13 protein-coding genes are annotated in these 18,313 nt (G+C 60.8%); 11 read left to right on the top strand and 2 right to left on the bottom strand.

Going from position 1 to position 18,313, the window contains the following annotated elements:
• Positions 1 to 8: 8 nt before the first annotated feature.
• Positions 9 to 2,654 carry a pyruvate dehydrogenase (acetyl-transferring), homodimeric type gene (gene aceE / locus J3P75_RS25390; protein WP_206414728.1) on the bottom strand — a complete coding sequence of 882 codons (2,646 nt, stop codon included), beginning with the start codon at positions 2,652 to 2,654 and terminating at the stop codon, positions 9 to 11.
• A 384-nt stretch (positions 2,655 to 3,038) separates the two neighbouring features.
• On the opposite strand from aceE, the gene glnE reads away from it, so the two are divergent.
• The 11 genes from glnE to J3P75_RS25335 all read left to right on the top strand — a co-directional run bounded on the left by glnE (position 3,039) and on the right by J3P75_RS25335 (position 17,542).
• A complete protein-coding gene (glnE, locus tag J3P75_RS25385; protein ID WP_434708609.1) occupies positions 3,039 to 5,978 on the top strand; it encodes a bifunctional [glutamate--ammonia ligase]-adenylyl-L-tyrosine phosphorylase/[glutamate--ammonia-ligase] adenylyltransferase in 2,940 nt (979 codons plus the stop codon).
• A 310-nt stretch (positions 5,979 to 6,288) separates the two neighbouring features.
• Positions 6,289 to 7,323, top strand: coding sequence for a lipopolysaccharide heptosyltransferase II (gene waaF / locus J3P75_RS25380; RefSeq protein ID WP_090280601.1), 1,035 nt, complete (start codon positions 6,289 to 6,291; stop codon positions 7,321 to 7,323).
• A gap of 1 nt (position 7,324) precedes the next feature.
• Entirely contained in the window at positions 7,325 to 8,386 is a 1,062-nt protein-coding gene (gene waaC, locus J3P75_RS25375) for a lipopolysaccharide heptosyltransferase I (protein WP_434708608.1), read from the top strand.
• Complete coding sequence (locus tag J3P75_RS25370) at positions 8,386 to 9,507, top strand: glycosyltransferase family 4 protein (protein WP_206414731.1); 1,122 nt, start codon at positions 8,386 to 8,388, stop codon at positions 9,505 to 9,507. The genes waaC and J3P75_RS25370 overlap by 1 nt, the downstream gene beginning before the upstream one ends.
• Positions 9,507 to 10,313: a lipopolysaccharide core heptose(I) kinase RfaP gene (gene rfaP / locus J3P75_RS25365; protein WP_434708607.1), complete on the top strand. Its 807-nt coding sequence runs from the start codon at positions 9,507 to 9,509 to the stop codon at positions 10,311 to 10,313. The genes J3P75_RS25370 and rfaP overlap by 1 nt, the downstream gene beginning before the upstream one ends.
• Positions 10,313 to 11,047: a lipopolysaccharide kinase InaA family protein gene (locus tag J3P75_RS25360; RefSeq protein ID WP_434708605.1), complete on the top strand. Its 735-nt coding sequence runs from the start codon at positions 10,313 to 10,315 to the stop codon at positions 11,045 to 11,047. The genes rfaP and J3P75_RS25360 overlap by 1 nt, the downstream gene beginning before the upstream one ends.
• Positions 11,044 to 11,796, top strand: coding sequence for a lipopolysaccharide kinase InaA family protein (locus J3P75_RS25355; protein WP_434708604.1), 753 nt, complete (start codon positions 11,044 to 11,046; stop codon positions 11,794 to 11,796). Before J3P75_RS25360 ends, J3P75_RS25355 begins: the two co-directional genes overlap by 4 nt.
• On the top strand, positions 11,796 to 13,241 hold the full coding sequence (locus J3P75_RS25350) for a lipopolysaccharide kinase InaA family protein (protein ID WP_434708603.1): 1,446 nt from the start codon (positions 11,796 to 11,798) through the stop codon (positions 13,239 to 13,241). Before J3P75_RS25355 ends, J3P75_RS25350 begins: the two co-directional genes overlap by 1 nt.
• Before the next feature lie 140 nt (positions 13,242 to 13,381).
• Positions 13,382 to 15,136: a carbamoyltransferase family protein gene (locus J3P75_RS25345; protein ID WP_434708602.1), complete on the top strand. Its 1,755-nt coding sequence runs from the start codon at positions 13,382 to 13,384 to the stop codon at positions 15,134 to 15,136.
• Positions 15,129 to 16,037, top strand: coding sequence for a glycosyltransferase family 2 protein (locus J3P75_RS25340; RefSeq protein ID WP_434708601.1), 909 nt, complete (start codon positions 15,129 to 15,131; stop codon positions 16,035 to 16,037). Before J3P75_RS25345 ends, J3P75_RS25340 begins: the two co-directional genes overlap by 8 nt.
• 59 nt (positions 16,038 to 16,096) lie before the next feature.
• Positions 16,097 to 17,542, top strand: coding sequence for a hypothetical protein (locus J3P75_RS25335; RefSeq protein WP_434708600.1), 1,446 nt, complete (start codon positions 16,097 to 16,099; stop codon positions 17,540 to 17,542).
• A 3-nt stretch (positions 17,543 to 17,545) separates the two neighbouring features.
• Here the strand turns inward: J3P75_RS25335 and J3P75_RS25330 are convergent, their stop codons facing one another.
• Positions 17,546 to 18,199: a toluene tolerance protein gene (locus J3P75_RS25330; protein WP_434708599.1), complete on the bottom strand. Its 654-nt coding sequence runs from the start codon at positions 18,197 to 18,199 to the stop codon at positions 17,546 to 17,548.
• Between the last annotated feature and the right edge of the window lie 114 nt (positions 18,200 to 18,313).

The following is an 18,313-nucleotide window of genomic DNA, read 5'->3' as shown; positions in this document are numbered from 1 at the left end:
ATGTCTCCTCAGCAGTCCAGTGGGTTGCGTTTTTCCGGGTCGATGCCGAACTTGACGATGGCCTCAGCCACGACTTTAGGTTCGATATCACCACGGTCAGCCAGTGCTTCCAGGGCTGCCAACACCACGAAATGACGGTCGACTTCGAAGAAATGACGCAGTTTCTTGCGGCTGTCGCTGCGGCCGAAACCGTCGGTGCCCAGGACTTTGAATTCCTTGGACGGTACCCACTGACGGATCTGCTCGGCGAACAGCTTCATGTAGTCGGTAGAGGCGATGACCGGACCTTTACGGCCGTTCAGGCACTCTTCGACGTAGCTCAGCTTTGGCTTCTGGCCAGGCTTGAGACGGTTGCTGCGCTCCACGGCCAGACCGTCGCGACGCAGTTCGTTGAAGCTGGTCACGCTCCACACGTCGGCGCCGATGTTGAACTCTTCACGCAGGATCTTCGCCGCTTCACGCACTTCGCGCAGGATGGTGCCGGAGCCCATGAGCTGGACGTGGTGCGCCGCGTCGCGAGTGTCTTCCTCGAGCAGGTACATGCCTTTCTTGATGCCTTCTTCGGCACCGGCCGGCATGGCTGGCTGCTGGTACGACTCGTTCATCACAGTGATGTAATAGAAGATGTCCTGTTGCTCTTCGGTCATCTTCTTCATGCCGTCCTGAATGATCACCGCCAGCTCGTAGCCGTAGGTCGGATCGTAGGTGCGGCAGTTCGGGATGGTCGCGGCCAGCAGGTGGCTGTGACCGTCTTCGTGCTGCAGACCTTCACCGTTCAGGGTGGTACGGCCAGCGGTGCCGCCGATCAGGAAGCCACGGGTACGGCTGTCGCCGGCAGCCCAGGCCAGGTCGCCAATACGCTGGAAGCCGAACATCGAATAGAAGATGTAGAACGGCAGCATCGGCTGGTTGTGGCTGGAGTACGAAGTGCCGGCGGCGATGAACGAGCTCATGGCGCCTGCTTCGTTGATGCCTTCTTCAAGGATCTGACCTTTCTGGTCTTCCTTGTAGAACATCACCTGGTCTTTATCGACTGGCTCGTAGAGCTGGCCGACGGACGAGTAGATGCCGAGCTGACGGAACATGCCTTCCATACCGAAGGTACGGGCCTCGTCCGGGATGATCGGAACGATGCGCGGGCCGATTTCCTTGTCCTTGACCAGTTGCGCGAGGATCCGCACGAAGGCCATGGTGGTGGAAATTTCACGGTCGCCGGAACCGTCGAGGATGGCCTTGAGGGTGTCCAGGTCCGGAGTCGGTACGCTGAAGCTCTGCGCGCGGCGCTGCGGTACGAAACCGCCCAATGCCGAGCGACGCTCGGCGAGGTAGCGGGCTTCGGCGCTGTTTGGCTCAGGCTTGAAGAACGGCAGGTTCTCCAGCTCTTCGTCCCGGACCGGGATGTCGAAACGATCGCGGAACAACTTCAGGCTGTCGACATCGACTTTCTTGGTGTTGTGCGCGGTGTTTTTCGCTTCGCCGGCACCGGTGCCATAACCTTTGATGGTCTTGGCGAGGATGACGGTTGGTTGTTCTTTGTGGTTGACCGCTTCGTGGTACGCCGCGTAGACCTTGTACGGGTCGTGGCCGCCACGGTTGAGTTTCCAGATCTCGTCGTCGGACAGATCGGCAACCATCGCCTTGAGTTCAGGCGTGTTGAAGAAGTGCTCGCGAACGAACGCGCCGTCTTTGGCTTTGTAGTTCTGGTACTCGCCGTCGATGACTTCGTCCATGCGACGTTGCAGGATGCCGTCGACGTCCTTGGCCAGCAGTGGGTCCCAGAAACGGCCCCAGATGACTTTGGTCACGTTCCACTGTGCACCGCGGAACACGCCTTCGAGTTCCTGGATGATCTTGCCGTTGCCGCGAACCGGGCCGTCGAGGCGCTGCAGGTTGCAGTTGATGACGAAGATCAGGTTGTCCAGCTTCTCGCGGCCGGCCAGGGAGATCGCGCCCAGGGATTCCGGCTCGTCGCACTCGCCGTCGCCCAGGAAGCACCAGACTTTCTGTTTGCCCGGCTGAATGAAACCGCGGTGTTCCAGGTACTTCATGAAACGTGCCTGGTAGATTGCCTGGATCGGACCCAGACCCATCGATACGGTCGGGAACTGCCAGAAGTCAGGCATCAGCCACGGGTGCGGATAGGACGACAGGCCTTGACCATCGACTTCCTGACGGAAGTTGTTCATCTGGTCTTCGGTGATGCGGCCTTCCATGAAGGCACGGGCGTAAACGCCTGGCGAGGTGTGGCCCTGGAAGTAGATCAGGTCGCCGCCGTGTTCGTCGGTCGGGGCCTGGAAGAAGTAGTTGAAGCCGATGTCATACAGGGTCGCACTGGAAGCGAAGCTGGAGATGTGACCACCCAGGTCAGAATCCTTCAGGTTCGTACGCATTACCATGGCCATCGCGTTCCAGCGTACCAGCGAGCGAATGCGGCGTTCCATGAACAGGTCGCCAGGCATGCGTGCTTCGTGGGTAACGGGGATCGTGTTGCGGTAAGGCGTGGTGATGGCGTAAGGGAGTTGCGAACCGCTGCGGGTCGCCAGTTCACCCATACGGGTCATCAGATAGTGAGCACGGTCTTCGCCTTCTTTGTCGAGAACCGATTCCAGGGCGTCCAGCCATTCCTGGGTTTCGACGGGATCGAGGTCTTGCATGGCTTGCTCCAGGGCGGAAAGGCTTCCAGAATCGGTTGCCTGAGTTTGCGACTGGCCTTGTGGGCAGACGATTTAAAATTCTTGGATTGCCGACAGGTTGTTCCGGCGGCGTGTAGTTTTACTACAAATCTTCCGGCATTTCAGCCTTTCGAATGTATAGACGAGTAGTAAAACTACAGAAGAATGGCTCGTGGCCTCCAACTGCGTTGTGAGAATAATCGTTAAGGTTGGTCTTTTGCCATCCGAAAAAGGTGAAACTTTGATATTCGCTGCCAACGACAATGAATTTTCAGCTATTTCTAACTTTTGTTCGACACTCCAGCGGGTAGCGGGTTTTCGCCAATCACTACAAGCGGCCATTTACACGCCGATCAAGGATAGACCATGACCCTGCCCGTGCTTGCCGAACTGCCCGCCATTCTCCTGCCGTTGGTCAATCGATCCGAGCAGTCGTTCCGTACGGCCGTCGCCGCGCTGGATGACGATCACGGTCTGGCGAACTGGTCCGCCGAGCGCTGGGCGCAATTCGCCCGCGTCAGCGCTGCCAGCGAGTTTGTCATTGAACAGAGCATTCGTGACCCTTTGATGTTGCTGGCGCTGGCGCAGTCCGGTGAACTCGACCGGGCGTTCGCACCGGGCGAACTGTGCACGCAAATAGCCGCTGCGGTAAATGCCGCGCAGAGCGAAGACGAGCTCGGCCGCGCCCTGCGCCGCCAGCGTGCCCGGCATCAGGTGCGGATCATCTGGCGTGACCTCACCCGCCAGGCCGATCTGGTGCAGACCTGTCGCGATCTTTCGGACATGGCCGACGCCACCATCGACCAGGCCTATCAATGGCTGTACAGCCGTCATTGCGAACAGTTCGGCACGCCGACCGGGCGTCGCAGCGGTCTGCCGCAGCAGATGGTCATCCTCGGCATGGGCAAGCTCGGCGCCGTCGAATTGAATCTGTCGTCGGACATCGACCTGATTTTCGCCTATCCCGAAGGCGGCGAAACCGTTGGGGTGAAGCGCTCGCTGGATAACCAGGAATTTTTCATCCGTCTCGGCCAGCGCCTGATCAAAGCGCTCGACCCGATGACCGTCGACGGCTTCGTCTTTCGTGTCGACATGCGTCTGCGTCCGTACGGTTCGTCCGGCGCGCTGGTGCTGAGCTTCAATGCGCTGGAGCAGTATTACCAGGACCAGGGGCGCGATTGGGAACGCTACGCGATGATCAAGGCGCGGGTGGTGGCCGGCGATCAGGCGGCGGGTGCGCAATTGCTCGACATGCTGCGGCCGTTCGTTTACCGGCGTTATCTGGATTTCTCGGCGATCGAAGCGCTGCGCACCATGAAGCAGTTGATCCAGCAGGAAGTGCGGCGCAAGGGCATGGCCGACAACATCAAGCTGGGCTCCGGTGGCATCCGCGAGGTCGAGTTCATCGCCCAGGCCTTTCAGTTGATTCACGGCGGCCGCGATCTGAGCCTGCAGCAGCGTCCTCTATCAAAGGTGTTGAGCACGCTGGAGGGGCAGGGCTATCTGCCGCCGGCGGTGGTCAGTGAGTTGCGCGAAGGCTACGAATTCTTGCGTTACACCGAACACGCCATCCAGGCGATCGCTGACCGCCAGACCCAGATGTTGCCGGACAGCGCGCAGGATCAGGCGCGCATTGCCTTCATGCTCGGTTTCGCCGATTGGGAGGCTTTCCACGAAAAACTGATGTTCTGGCGCAGCCGCGTGGCCTGGCATTTCGCCCAGGTGATTGCCGATCCCGACGAGGAAGAGGGCGCCGAAAACGAAGTGGTGGTTGGCGGCGAATGGCTGCCATTGTGGGAAGAAGCGCAGGACGAAGAAGCGGCCTGCCGTCAGTTGCAGGAGGCCGGTTTTGCCGATTCGAGCAAAGCCCTGAAAGCCCTGGCCGGTTTGCGCGGCAGTCCGCAGTTGCGCGCGATGCAGCGGCTGGGGCGAGAACGACTCGATGCGTTCATTCCGCGTCTGCTCGCGCAAGCGGTGGAGCATGACAACCCTGATCTGGTGCTTGAGCGGGTACTGCCGTTGGTCGAGGCGGTGGCTCGGCGTTCGGCTTATCTGGTGCTGTTGACCGAGAACCCCGGTGCCCTGCGGCGTTTGTTGACGCTGTGCGCGGCGAGTCCCTGGATCGCTGAGCAGATCACCCGCTTCCCGCTGCTGCTCGACGAGTTGCTGAATGAGGGGCGCCTGTTCAAGCCGCCCTTGGCACCGGAGCTGGCCGCCGAGTTGCGCGAACGGCTGACGCGGATTCCCGAAGACGACCTTGAACAGCAGATGGAAGCCCTGCGTCATTTCAAACTGGCGCACCGCTTGCGCGTCGCCGCTTCGGAAATCGCCGGCAGCCTGCCGTTGATGAAAGTCAGCGATTACCTGACCTGGCTGGCCGAAGCGATTCTCGAACAGGTACTGGCCCTGGCCTGGCGCCAGACGGTGGCCAAATACGGCACGCCGCTGCGCACCGACGGTACTTTGTGCGACCCCGGCTTCATTATTGTCGGTTATGGCAAGGTCGGCGGTCTGGAGCTGGGGCATGGTTCGGATCTGGATCTGGTGTTCATTCACGACGGCGATCCGCAGGCGGAAACCGACGGGCCGAAATCGATCGACGGTGCGCAATTCTTCACGCGGCTGGGGCAGCGGATCATTCACCTGCTGACGGCGCAGACCAACTCCGGTCAGCTCTATGAGGTCGACATGCGGCTGCGGCCGTCCGGTGCGGCGGGGCTGCTGGTCAGCTCGCTCGGCGCGTTCGCCCGCTATCAGGAAAATGAAGCCTGGACCTGGGAACACCAGGCGTTGGTGCGGGCGCGGGTGCTGGTCGGCAGTCAGGACGTTGGCCAGGCATTCGAAAAAGTCCGCGCGCAAGTACTGGGCAAGCCCCGCGATCTGGCGAAGCTGCAGCAGGAAGTCAGCGAGATGCGCGCGAAGATGCGCGACAACCTCGGCACCAAGAGCACCGCAGCCGGCACGGCGGCCAATGCCTTCGAGGCCACAGCCTCGTTCGACCTCAAGCAGGACGCCGGAGGTATCGTCGATATTGAATTTATGGTGCAATACGCGGCTCTGGCGTGGTCGCAAAGCCACCCGCCACTGCTGCGCTGGACCGATAACATCCGCATTCTGGAAGCGCTGGAACACGCAGGTCTGATGCCTGCCGAAGACGCCAGCCTGCTGCGCGAGGCTTATAAAGCCTATCGCTCGGCCGCGCACCGGCAGGCCTTGCAGAAGGACGCTGGGGTGATAACGGGCGATCAGTTTGCCGAAGAGCGCCGGCAGGTCATGCGAATCTGGCGTGAGTTGGGGCTAAGCTGATCCACAAATGTGTGAATGAATACAAAACCCTGTAGGCCTTCGCCTGCTCGCGATAGCGGACTGTCAAACGACAACACTGTTGAATGTTACGACCCCATCGCGAGCAGGCTCACTCCTACAATCGATCTGCGGCGAGTCGCAGATGTGTGAATAGACGGAAAACCATGTAGGAGCGAGCCTGCTCGCGATAGCGGAGTGACAGTCGACAGTGATGTTGAAGGAAATGACCCATCGCCAGCAGCGCCGCTCCCTCAGTGATTCTCGAGGCGGGGAGGCGTAATTGCCTCCCCGGTTCGTTTTTGGAAAGCACATGAATATTTTGATCGTTGGGCCCAGTTGGGTCGGTGACATGGTGATGGCGCAGACACTGTTTCAGTGTCTCAGGCAGCGCCACCCGCAATGCGCAATCGACGTGCTGGCGCCCGAGTGGAGCCGGCCGATCCTTGAACGCATGCCAGAAGTGCGCAAGGCCTTGAGCTTCCCGCTCGGCCACGGCGCGCTGGAACTGGCGACGCGTCGGCGCATCGGCAAATCTCTGGCCGGGCAGTACGATCAGGCGATCCTGCTGCCCAACTCGTTGAAGTCGGCGCTGGTGCCGTTTTTTGCCGGCATCCCCAAGCGCACCGGCTGGCGTGGCGAGTTCCGTTACGGCCTGCTCAACGATGTGCGCACGCTGGATAAAGAACGTTATCCGCTGATGATCGAGCGCTTCATGGCCCTGGCCTACGAGCCGAACGCTGAATTGCCGAAACCCTACCCGCGGCCGAGCCTGCAAATCGATCCGCAGACCCGCGAAGCGGCGCTGGCCAAGTTCGGCCTGAGCCTCGACCGCCCGGTGTTGGCCCTGTGCCCCGGCGCCGAGTTCGGCGAATCCAAGCGCTGGCCGTCCGAGCACTACGCCAAAGTCGCCGAAGCGCGCATTCGCGAAGGCTGGCAGGTGTGGCTGTTCGGTTCGAAAAACGATCACGCGGTCGGCGAAGACATCCGCGCGCGTTTGATCCCGGGCCTGCGGGAGGAATCGGTCAATCTCAGTGGCGGTACTTCGTTGGCCGAGGCCATCGACCTGCTGTCGTGTGCCGACTCGGTGGTGTCCAACGACTCCGGCCTGATGCACGTCGCCGCTGCGTTGAACCGCCCGCTGGTCGCCGTCTACGGTTCGACTTCGCCGGGCTTCACCCCGCCGCTGGCCGAGCAGGTCGAAGTCGTGCGCCTGGGCATCGAATGCAGCCCGTGCTTCGACCGTACCTGCCGATTCGGCCATTACAACTGCCTGCGCCAATTGATGCCGGACGCCGTCAACGACGCCTTGCACAAGTTGCACGGCTCCGTGGTCGAGGTTCATTAAGTTGCGGGTACTGTTGATCAAGACTTCATCGCTGGGCGACGTGATTCATGCGTTGCCGGCGCTGACCGACGCGGCCCGGGCGATTCCCGGGATCAAGTTCGACTGGGTGGTGGAGGAAGGCTTCGCCGAGATTCCGACCTGGCACCCGGCGGTCGGCAAAGTGATCCCGGTGGCGATCCGCCGCTGGCGCAAGAATCTTTGGAAAACCCTCAGCAGCGGCGAATGGAAGCGCTTCAAGCAAAGCGTGCGCGCCAATAAATACGATCTGGTGATCGATGCCCAGGGCCTGCTGAAAAGCGCCTGGCTGACCCGCTACGTCAAAGCCCCGGTCGCCGGCCTCGATAAAACCTCGGCCCGCGAGCCGTTGGCGGCGCGTTTCTATGATCGCAAACTGGCCGTGGCTCGTGGTCAGCACGCCGTCGAGCGGGTACGGCAACTGTTCGCCATCGCGCTGGGCTATGACCTGCCCAAAGGCCTGGGCGATTACGGCCTCAACGTCGAGCGCCTGGTCGAGCTGCCGCGCAAGAACGCCTTCGTGGTGTTCCTGCATGGCACCACCTGGGACACCAAGCACTGGCCGGAAATCTACTGGCGCGAGCTGACCGAGCGGGTCGGCTACCTTGGCGTCGGCGTGAAGCTGCCGTGGGGTAATGAGCAGGAAAAGGCCCGCGCCGAAAGAATCGCCGCTGGCTTCAAGCATGCCGAAGTGCTGCCAAAGCTGAATCTGGCCGGCGTCGGCAAAGTGCTTGCCGGCGCGCAAGCCTGCGTCGCAGTGGACACCGGCCTCGGTCATCTGGCCGCGGCGCTCGACGTGCCGACCATCTCGCTGTTCGGCCCGACCAACCCGGGCCTGACCGGCGCTTACGGCAAGCTGCAGATTCACCTGGCCAGCGATTTTCCGTGCGCACCGTGCATGCAGAAGAAATGTACCTATCAACCGACCGCGCAGGATGCCCGTCAGTTTGACCTCAAGCGTGAACAGCCACTGTGCTTCACGCGTGTAAACCCCGAGCGTGTCGCCAGCCGACTGAGCACGTTGTTAATGGCTGAGGAGCTGCGCTGATGCAATTGGCATTCGTCCTGTACAAATATTTCCCGTTCGGCGGCTTGCAGCGCGACTTCATGCGCATCGCCCTCGAATGCCAGCAGCGCGGCCATCAGATCCGCGTCTACACGCTGATCTGGGAAGGCGACGTGCCGCCGGGCTTCGAAGTGCTGGTGGCGCCGGTCAAGGCGTTGTTCAACCATCGTCGCAACGAAAAGCTCAGTGCGTGGATGCAAGCAGATCTGGCCAAGCGTCCGGTCGACCGCCTGATCGGCTTCAACAAGATGCCGGGGCTCGACGTCTATTACGCGGCTGACGGCTGTTTCGAGGACAAGGCACAGAATCTGCGTAATTCGCTGTACCGCCGCTGGGGCCGTTACCGCCACTTCGCCGAATACGAGCGCGCGGTATTCGCGAAAGATGCGAAAACCGAAGTGCTGATGATTTCCGAAGTGCAGCAGCCGCTGTTCATCAAGCATTACGACACTCCGCTCGAACGCTTCCATCTGCTACCACCAGGCATTGCCCAGGACCGTCGACGCCCGGCGAATGCCGATGAAATTCGTGCCGGTTTCCGTGCCGAATTCAATCTCAAGGACGACGAGCTGCTGCTGGTGCAGATCGGCTCCGGCTTCAAGACCAAGGGTGTCGATCGCAGCCTCAAGGCGCTCGCCGCGCTGCCCGCCGAACTGAAGAAACGCACCCGGTTGTTTGTAATCGGCCAGGATGACCCCAAGTTATTCCAGATGCAGAGTGCGACGTTGGGCCTGGGTGACAACGTGACCTTCCTCAAGGGTCGCAGCGATATCCCGCGGTTTTTGCTCGGCGCCGATCTGTTGATCCACCCGGCGTACAACGAAAACACCGGCACTGTGCTGCTTGAAGCGCTGGTCGCCGGCCTGCCGGTACTGGTCAGCGCGGTCTGCGGTTACGCCCATTACATCGCCGAGGCCGACGCCGGGCGAGTACTGGACGAACCGTTCGAGCAGACGCAGTTGACGCAATATCTGACTGACATGTTGAGCGACGACGCTGCACGGGCGGCCTGGAGCCGCAATGGTCTGGCCTTCGCCGAGACGGCCGACCTCTACAGCATGCCGCAGCACGCGGCCGATGTGATTCTGGCGGAGCACGCTTAATGAAGTTGATGCTGGCTGAACCGTTCAAAAGCCTTTGGGCCGGACGCGATCCGTTCGCCGAAGTCGAAGGCTTGCAGGGCGAGGTATACCGCGAGCTGGAAGCACGCCGGACACTGCGCACGGAAGTCGACGGCAATGGGTTTTTCGTGAAAATCCACCGTGGCATCGGCTGGGGCGAAATCTTCAAGAACCTGCTGACCGCCAAGCTGCCGGTACTCGGCGCGGGCCAGGAATGGCAGGCGATTCAACGTCTGCAGGACGTCGGCGTGCCGACCATGACCGCTGTGGCCTATGGCGAGAAGGGCAGCAACCCGGCGGATCAGCATTCGTTCATTGTTACCGAAGAACTGGCGCCGACCATCAGCCTGGAAGACTTCAGCATCGACTGGGTCAAGCAGCCGCCCGAGCCAAAGCTCAAGCGCGCATTGATTGCCGAGGTCGCCCGCATGACCGGCATGATGCACCGCGCTGGGGTGAATCACCGTGACTGCTACATCTGCCACTTCCTGCTGCACACCGATAAACCGGTGACGCCGGAAGATTTCAAGCTGTCGGTGATCGACCTGCACCGCGCGCAGACCCGCCCGGCGATTACCCAGCGCTGGCGCAACAAGGATCTGGCGGCGCTGTACTTTTCTGCGCTGGACATCGGCCTGACCCGCCGCGACAAGCTGCGTTTTCTCAAGGGCTATTTCCAGCAGCCGCTGCGCCAGATCCTCGCCGAAGAAGCGCCGTTGTTGAACTGGCTGCAAGGCAAGGCCGACAAGCTTTACGCGCGCAAACAGCGTTACGGGGATGCGCTCTGATGGCGGGGTGGATTCTGGAGCCCGCCTACAGCGACCTCGCCGAAGATTTCGGCAGTCTCGAAGCGGTGTTTGCCCTGCAAGGCGAGCGCCTGACCCGCGACCCGCTGTCCGAAGTGATTCGCGTGCAGCGCAACGGCGTCAATTATTACGTCAAACGCTACGTCGGTGCCGGTAAAGGCCTGCGCCGTTATCTCGGCAAGCCGCGGGTGAAGATGGAGTGGCAGAACCTCAAGCGCTTCGCCAAGTGGGGCATCCCCACTGCCGAAGTGGTCGCCTGGGGTCTGGAGCGACGTGGCGCCGCCTATGATCGCGGCGCGATGATTACCCGCGAACTGCCGCGTACCGAAGACCTCTCGGCGCTTGCCGAACGCAAGGATCCGAAACTCAAGGATCGCGCCTGGGTCGACGGCGTCAGTCAGCAGCTGGCCGGTTATACCCGGACAATGCACGATCACCGTTTCACCCATAACGATCTGAAATGGCGCAACCTGTTGATCGACGATCAGGCGCACATCTTTCTGATCGATTGCCCCAATGGCGAGTTCTGGCGCGGCTTCTGGCTCAAGTATCGGATCACCAAGGATCTGGCCTGTCTCGACAAGCTCGCCAAATATCACCTGTCGAACACCCAGCGCTTGCGCTTTTACAAGCAGTATCGCCAGTGCGATCGGCTTGATAACGCCGACAAGAAGCGGATTCGGCACGTGGTGAGATTTTTCGAGGGACGTGAATGACTGATTTTCTGGCCGACGATGACCGCGCACTGCTGGCGCGCCATGGCCTGGACACTTTTGATGCGCTATGGGCAAAAGAGCTTGAGGCGGTCGACGAACCCAACACCGTCGGCGGTGGCTGGAGCAGTGTGTTTCGTCTGAATCTGGAGGGGCAGGGCTATTACCTCAAGCGCCAGAGCAACTACCTGACGCGCACGCTGCATGCGCCGTTCGGCGAGCCCAGTTTCGCCCGCGAGTTTCGCAACATCAGCCGCTATCGCAAGCTCGGCATACCGGCGTTGCAAGCGGTGTTCTTCGGTGAGCGCAAGGTCAGCGGTGAGGTGCGCGCCATTCTGCTGACCCGCGCGCTGGACGGCTGGAGCGACCTGGATTCGCTGTTGCAACGCTGGGCCCAACTCGACCGCGAGCAGCAGTCAGCAATCCTGCGCGCCTGCGGGCTGCTGGCGCAGCGCCTGCATGGTGTGCGCCAGGTGCACGGCTGTTTTTATCCCAAACATATTTTCTTGCAGGCCGCAGGTGGCGAGTACCAGGCGCAATTGATCGATCTGGAAAAGACCCGGCCGTTGCTGTTCGGCCTGCGCGACCGCATCAAGGACCTGGAGCCGTTGCAGCGCCGTGCGCCGCAGTGGACCGAGGCGCAATTGCGCGAGTTGCTGGCGGCTTACCTGGATCAGCCTGGCGACAGCTCGCTGGTCGACAGCTGGCTCGCCCGGCTGACCGCGCGTCGCACGCACAAGGAGACGCGCTGATGCGATTGTCCGAACTGGCCAATGTCGGCCGTACCCCGGCGCTGCCGCTGACAATAACCCTGGCCGATGCCGCCGGCAGTGCCGACTTGCAACTGTTGAGTCTGCTGCGGGTATTGCCGGGGCAACGTTATGTGGGTGCCGGCGTCTGGCGCGGCCGGCCGGTGCTGGCCAAGTTGCTGGTTGGCAGCAAGGCCGCGCGGCATTTTCAGCGTGAGCTGCAAGGCGTGCGTCTGCTCGCTGAGCAAGGCCTGACCACACCACTGCTGCTGGCCGATGGGCTGACCAGTGGCGAGGGTGGCTGGCTGCTGTTCGAACTACTGGAAAACGCCGAAAGCCTGGGCGACGCCTGGGCGCAGGTCGAATCCCTGCCGGTGTTAGCCGACGAGCAGTCCGCGGTGCTGGCCGAGGCGCTGGGCGCGATTGGCCAATTGCACGGCAAAGGCCTCTGGCAGGAAGACCTGCACCTGGACAATCTGCTGCGCCATGGCGGCCAGTTGTACTTGATCGACGGCGCTGGTATTCGCGCGGAAACCGCCGGGCAACCGTTGTCGCGGCAAAAGGTTCTGGAAAACCTCGGGGTGTTTTTCGCCCAGTTGCCCAAGGCGCTGGAACCGTTCACAGAAGAGTTGCTGGTGTATTACCTGCTGAGCAACAGCGAGCACGCGTTGCCGCTGGAAGCCTTGCAGAAACAGATCGACAAAGTGCGCCGCTGGCGGCTGAAGGACTTTCTGCTCAAGGTCGGCCGCGAATGCACGCTGTTCAGCGTACGGCGTGGCGCATTCGGCCTGCGGGCGATCCGCCGCGAAGAAGAAGCGGCGATGGTGCCGGTGCTGGAACAGGCCGATGCATTGCTTGCTCAGGGTCATCTCTACAAGACCGGCGGCGCGGCGAGCGTCGGCAAGGTCCAGGTGGGCCAGCGTACGCTGTTGATCAAGCGCTACAACATCAAGGGGTTCGCCCATTGGCTCAAGCGCTTCTGGCGACCGAGCCGTGCGTGGCACTCGTGGCGCGAAGGCAATCGCCTGGCGTTTCTCGGGATCGCCACACCGAAACCTCTGGCCGTGCTGGAAAAACGCTTCCTGTGGCTGCGCGGTCGCGCCTGGCTGGTGACCGAGTTCTTGCCGGGCCCGGACATCATCGAGCGCTTTGCGCCGTATGTCGAAAGTGGCGAAGCGCCCGAGGCGGAACTGCAGGCGCTGGATTCGCTGTTCGCGCAATTGATCAATGAACGCATCAGTCACGGTGATTTCAAAGGGCACAACCTGTTCTGGCACGAAGATCGCTGGGCATTGATCGATCTGGACTCGATGTGTCAGCACGGCTTTATCAGCAGTTTTGCGCAGGCGTATGCCCGTGACCGCGCGCGATTCATGCGCAACTGGCCGCAAGGCAGTGCGTTGTATCGGGTGATTGATCAGCGTTTACCGAATGAGGTGGGCGATTGATCCGCGGCTAATCGCACAGGGTAATTCCCCTGTCGTTTACGCTATAATCCCGCGCTTTAGCTGTCTCTCGCCTGTGCGGGGATACATCCATTTTTCAAGGCGCATCGCGCCTGTACGCAGACTAAAGAGGCTAGACCCCTGTGGCATTGACGATTCTTGGCCTGTCCGGCGCCCTTAGCCATGACCCTTCAGCAGCCTTGTACATCGACGGCAAGCTGGTGGCGGCGGCTGAAGAAGAGCGCTTCGTACGCGATAAGCATGCAAAGAACCGCATGCCCTACGAATCGGCAAAGTTCTGTCTGGAACAGGCCGGCATCAAGCCGTCCGATGTTGACGTGGTTGCGATCCCGTTTGCTCCGATCAGTCTCTTCGGCAAGGCCCGCTGGCACTATGCCAAGCGCTACTGGTATGCCCCGGATCGCGCCCTCGATGCGATCCTGATGGGCAACCGCCGCTACAAGCGCTACCGCAACAAGATCGTCTGGTGCCTGGAGCAACTGGGTTTCGATCCGAAAAAGATCAAGATCGAGCCGGTCGAACATCACCTGGCCCACGCCTCCAGCGCTTACCACTGTTCCGGTTTCAAGGAAAAAACCGCGATCCTCGGGATCGACGGCAAGGGCGAGTACGCCACAACTTTCTTCGGCTACGGCGAAAACGGCAAGATCCACAAGATCAAGGAATTCTTCGATCCGGACTCCCTCGGCGGTCTGTACGGGGCGATCACCGAGTTCCTCGGCTTCGAAATGCTCGACGGCGAGTTCAAGGTCATGGGCATGGCGCCCTACGGTGATGCCAGCAAGTACGACTTTTCGCGTCTGGCCTCGTTCGAGAACGGCGAGTTGGTGATCAACACCGACTACGCCAACGTGATCGGCCTGCGTCGCTACAAGGAGAAGGGCAAAGGCTTCTACTTCTCGCCGAAGCTGATCGAGTGGCTGGGCCCGAAGCGCGAAGGTGATATCGCCGACGAGCCTTACATCCACTACGCCGCGAGCATGCAAGCGCTGTTCGAGAAATTGGCGTTGCAGATGATCGACCACTATCTGGGCGACGTGCTCAAGGAAACCGGCAAGCTGGCGTTCGCCGGTGGCTGTGCGTTGAACGTCAAGCTGAACCAGAAAATCATCGCCCGCGACGACATCAAGGAGCTGTTCGTGCAGCCTGCGTCCGGCGATGCCGGCACCGCAGTGGGCGCCGCGGCTTATGTGTCGCACGCGCGTGGCGTACCGGTGGAGAAGATGGAACATGTCTATCTCGGCCCGTCCTACAGCAACGAAGACGTGATCGCCGCGTGCGCTCGTCACGCCAACAAGCCGGCCTGGCGCAAGCTCGACAACATGCCGGAGCAGATCGCTAAAATCATGGTCGACGGCAACCCTGTCGCCTGGTTCCAGGGGCGCATGGAGTTCGGCCCGCGTGCCTTGGGCGGTCGTTCGATCATCGGTTGCCCGAGCGTCGCCGGCGTGGCTGACCGGATCAACCACCAGATCAAGTTCCGCGAGCGCTGGAGGCCTTTCTGCCCGTCGATGCTCGACACCGTTGCGCCGCAGATGATCAAGATCGATCACCCGGCACCGTTCATGACGTTCACCTTCGAAGTCGCTGAAGAGTGGAAAACCCGTGTGCCGGAAGTCGTCCACGAAGACGGCACTTCTCGCGCCCAGGTACTCAAGCGTGAATACAACCCGCGCTACTACGACATGATGAAGGCGCTGGAAAACCTCACCGGCAACGGTGTATCGCTGAACACCTCGCTCAATCGTCGTGGCGAGCCGATGATCTGTTCGCCAACCGATGCGCTGAACATGTTTTTCGGTTCGGATCTGGAATACCTGATCATGGAAGATATTCTGGTCGTGAAAGAGGGTGTGAAAGGATACGGACTTGACTGAAACACTGATCAGCGTCGTCATTCCGGTTTACAACTACGCGCGAACTCTTTCACGTGCAGTGGAGTCGGTGTTGGCGCAGCTGGATGAGGCGACCGCGGATCTATTGGTCATTGACGACGGATCGACGGACGACACGCCTGAGGTCGTCGAACAGCTTTTGCGCAAGCATGGCGGGCGATTTCGTGCGCTGCGCAAAAGCAATGGTGGATTGTCCTCGGTGCGCAATCTTGGCATCGAGGAAACCACCGGGCAGTTTCTGGTGTTTCTCGATTCTGATGACGAGATGGCACCGGGCGCATTGGCGGCGCTGTCGCAACACATCGCCGGTAACCCGCAAAGCCTGATGGTGATCGGTTCGCACTGGTCGGTATTCGCTGATGGCAAGCGCAGCTTGCAGGCCGCCAGGCCATTGCCGGCGGCGCCGCGACAGCGGTTGCAGAGTTACTTGCTGGACAAGACCGTATCTATATCAAATGGCGCATGCGCGATGCATCGCAGCGTTTTCGCCCCGGGCAATTATCCTGAGCATCTGCGCAACGTTGAAGACTTGCCGGTATTCGCCCAGGTTCTGGCGCGCTTTCCCTGCAGTGTCGTGAACGAACCGTTGGCGCTCATTTACAAGCACGCGGACAGCATGCGCCATGATTTGCGCCAGAGCCTTGCGGCTGGCACCGATCAGGTGGTCAACGAAGTGTTTTCCAAGCGGCGCATGCCTGAACAAATGCAGGATTTACGGCAGGCATTTCTGGCGCAGCGTTGTCTGTCCTTGTTTCGCGATTGCTACTCGCACGGCGAATACCAATTGGCCAAGGACTTCTATTTAAAGGCCTTGCGTGCTGACTGGCGCACAATCAAACGCTGGTCCTACGCGCGCAAGGCGTTGCGATCACTGTTTCGTTAAACCGCAGGGAAGTGCGTGTACCTGATAATGGATGAGGTGGCTGGGTGAGGGTTGTGAGCATGAAGATTGGGGCTCAAGTCTCCCGGATCATCGATGAATATCCTGTAGGGCTGGCATTTTTCGCCAGTGTGCTGTTATCGCTGATCGCTGTGTCGGGCACGGCGACGGTGGGGCGCGATGCCGCGCTGTACATTGATATTGCGCAACAGGTCGCCGAGCTCGGCCCCAATGTGGCATGGGCAACGTTCGACTGGCCGTGGTTTTCGTTACTGCTCGCCGCCACGCACAATGTTTTGCGCTTGCCGCTGGAATTGAGCGCGTATCTCTGGTGCGGTCTGTTTTTCGCCGGTACCAGCGCGTTGATGGTCGATTGCGTGCGTCAGCGTTCGCCTGATCTGGCGCGCTGGGCCTGCCTTGTGGTGCTGGCGATGCCGGCGGTCAACGCCTTTCGAAACGACATCATCCGCGAATGCGGCTTCTGGTTTTTCTGTACCTTGGCGCTGTGGCTCGCCTCGCGCTGGCAATCACGCGGCGGTTGGCTGTGGGCGGCCGCCATTCATCTGGCGATTGCTGCTGCGGCGCTGTTTCGCCTTGAGGCGCTGCTGCTGGTGCCGGCTCTGGCACTGTGGCAACTGCCCAATCTGTGGACGCCGAACCGTCGCATGCAATTCGTGCAGTTCTCGATTCTGCCGATGGCAGGCCTGCTGCTGGTGGTCGTAACGGGTGTGTTGATGTCGGCGCGGGTCATGCTCTATCTGGACATGATCGAGCCTCGCGGTGTGCTGGCCTCCTTCCAGATGTTGTGCGATCAGTTCGGCAATTCGCTGATCAACAAATATTCCCGGGACGAGGCCGGCCGTATCATCTTTTTCGGCATCCTGGCGACGATGACCATCTCGTTCGTGAAGCTGATGGGGCCGTTCGCTGTGCCGTTCGTTCTGCGTCGCCATTGGGGCGTGCTCGGCACTTACTGGCGCGATTACCGCCCGTTCGCCTGGGCGGCGCTGCTGTATCTGGTGGTGCTGGTGCTGTTTTTCGTCAAGCAGCAGTTCATGAACGCGCGCTATCTGAGCTTCCTCAACCTGTTGTTCGTGCCGGTGATGGCGATGGGGCTGGCGGCGTTCGTTCGCCAGTTTCCGTGGCTGGGCAAGGCGCTGGTCGTTCTGGGCTTGCTGATGATGCTGGCGAATGTGGTGTCTACCGGGGCCGGCAAGACGCATTACGTTGCCGCCGGGCGCTGGGCGTCAAGCCACATCGAGCGTGGCGTGCCGACCTACTTCGAGGACGGTCGGATCAGTTATTACGCCGGTCGCGGCTATGTGCTGCCGAGCCTGACCCGCGAAGAAGCGATGTCGCCGACGCACGCGGCAAAATTCCGCTACTTCGTGATCGAGGCGAAGGGCGATGAGCCGTGGCTGGAGGAGTGGCTGGCGGCGCACCAAATGCACGTGCTCGAACACTTCAAGAATCGCAAGGGTGCCACGCTCGTAGTCATCGGACGCTGAGGCTTACGCCAGCAACGGCCGCAGGCGCGAGATCAGTGGCGCCTGTCGGTTGCTCGGCAGTGCCTGGCGGTAGCCTTCGATAAAGCTGGCGCCGGCGTCGTCGCCAAGCAACCACTGACGGTCTTCCTTGTAGCGCAGCAAGTGCGCGAAGTTGCGCAGGCGTTTGCTGTCACTCAGTGCGCGTTTCTGGCAGCGCAAGTCGGCGATGTCGATCAGGCCCAATAGGTTGTCTGGCGTCAGCACCACGTTGCCAAAGTGCAGCGATCGAAAATACACGCCTTTTTCATGCAGTAGCGCAAAGTAGCTGCCCAGCTGCATTCTCAGTGAATCGCCAGCCTCGGGCGAACCTTGCAACTGGCGCACCGTACGGCCTTCCAGCGGACTGTAGTAAACGCCGTCGCGTTCGATGCTCGGGATGCGATAGACCGCGATGACTTGCGGGCAAAGAATGCCGCGTTGCTGAAGCGCCCGGGTGTTGTTGGCAAAGCGCTGCGCGTAGGGGAAGAACAGCGCCGAGCTGAGCAGGCGCTTGCGACGGAACAGTTTGAGCATGCGGCCGTCGGCAAGCTTCAACACTTTGTCGCCGGAACCGTCGGCCTCCAGAACCTGTGCACCTTTGCGCAGTGCCTCGTAAGTACTGTGGTCAATCGATTGCATAGCGGGCTCCCCATCGTTAGCGGCGTATCTTAACCGACTTGGTCAAAGGCTGGCGCGCCGTCATGTTTATCGGGGAAAAAAGGCCTGTGATATCATCCCCGCCTCACTGAATTG

The organism is Pseudomonas sp. R1-1 (genome assembly GCF_051132135.1).
Classification (GTDB): domain Bacteria; phylum Pseudomonadota; class Gammaproteobacteria; order Pseudomonadales; family Pseudomonadaceae; genus Aquipseudomonas.
The sequence above is the reverse complement of the archived record's forward strand: the minus strand, read 5'-3'. Positions and strand labels throughout refer to the sequence as shown.